This is a genomic window from Xylophilus sp. ASV27, assembly GCF_016428875.1.
Lineage (GTDB): Bacteria > Pseudomonadota > Gammaproteobacteria > Burkholderiales > Burkholderiaceae_C > Xylophilus.
The window spans coordinates 1-1,265 of record NZ_JAELTO010000234.1 but is presented as its reverse complement, the minus strand read 5'-3'; the positions used below and the strand labels follow the sequence as shown (position 1 = coordinate 1,265).

General features: G+C 62.6%; 1 protein-coding gene and 1 pseudogene. Both read left to right on the top strand.

Annotation, left to right across the window (positions count from 1 at the left end):
• Positions 1–281: 281 nt before the first annotated feature.
• Complete coding sequence (ubiE, locus tag JHD63_RS22575; RefSeq protein WP_198973030.1) at positions 282–1,013, top strand: bifunctional demethylmenaquinone methyltransferase/2-methoxy-6-polyprenyl-1,4-benzoquinol methylase UbiE; 732 nt, start codon at positions 282–284, stop codon at positions 1,011–1,013.
• Positions 1,014–1,055: 42 nt separating this feature from the next.
• A pseudogene (locus tag JHD63_RS22570) lies at positions 1,056–1,265 on the top strand (Tim44 domain-containing protein); the annotation flags it as partial.

The following is a 1,265-nucleotide window of genomic DNA, read 5'->3' as shown; positions in this document are numbered from 1 at the left end:
GCGACGCGTGCGGTGGCTTCGGGGGTCGGAGATGCTCTGCAGGTGGTGCAGTAGGTTCATCGGGGCTGCGCTAGAAGGGTTGTTTCAGCGCTTTAGTTTCGCTTGGATTTAGATGCGATTGCCCTGGCTGCAACATTGATTTGCTATATAATTAATAGCACAATGCCCAGGTGGATACTGGGCTTCAGCCATTTTTCTCTTGAAAAACAGGGCGGCGATGCCCCGCTGGCATGGCGGGACTCTCGCCTGCGCTTCACCCTTTACCTCCTAGCATCTCACCCATGAGCACCACGCATTTCGGATTCCAGTCGGTGGACGAGCACGAAAAGGCTCGCCGGGTGCGCAGCGTCTTCGATTCGGTCGCGCCCAAGTACGACGTCATGAACGACCTGATGTCCGGCGGCCTGCACCGTGCCTGGAAGGCCTATACCGTCATGGTGGCCAACGTGAAGGAAGGCCAGCAGGTGCTCGACATCGCCGGCGGCACCGGCGACCTGGCCCTGGCCTTTGCCAGGAAGGTCGGCCGCAGCGGCTGCGTGGTGCACACCGACATCAACGCCGCCATGCTCTGCACCGGCCGCAACCGGCTGCTCGACGCGGGCGTGGTGCTGCCCACGGCGGTCTGCGATGCGGAGCAGCTGCCCTTTCCCGATGGGCACTTCGACCTGGTCAGCGTCGCCTTCGGCCTGCGCAACATGACGCACAAGGACCGGGCGCTCACCGAGATGTGCCGCGTACTCCGGCCCGGCGGCAAGCTGCTGGTGCTGGAGTTCTCAAAAGTGGCGAAGCCGCTGGAGAAAGCCTATGACTGGTACTCCTTCAGCGTGCTGCCGCGGCTGGGCAAGCTGGTGGCCGGCGATGACGCCAGCTACCGCTACCTGGCCGAATCGATCCGCATGCACCCTGGTCAACAAGAACTCAAACAGCTGATGCAGAAAAGCGGCTTTGGCCATGTGGACTACCACAACATGACCGGCGGCGTGGCCGCCTTGCATGTTGGAATCAAGTGCTGAGAAGTTGTGCTCTGGCGCATATCTCATGACAAGGAGATCGAGATGATGAAAATTTGGTCCGCCGTGCTGGTCGTCACGCTGCTGATGGGCAGCTTCGACGCCGAGGCGCGGCGCATGGGCGGCGGCAATTCGATGGGGCGCCAGTCCGGCAACGTGACGCAGCGCGAGGCCGCGCGCACGCCGCCGGCGGCTGGTCAGAACGCGGCCACCCCGGCACATGCAGCGCCTGCGGCCTGTCTCTTATACACATCT

Bases quoted from the DNA above. Each gene is read 5' to 3' on its own strand.
- ubiE (WP_198973030.1), top strand. From the start codon at position 282: ATGAGCACCACGCATTTCGGATTCCAGTCGGTGGACGAGCACGAAAAG.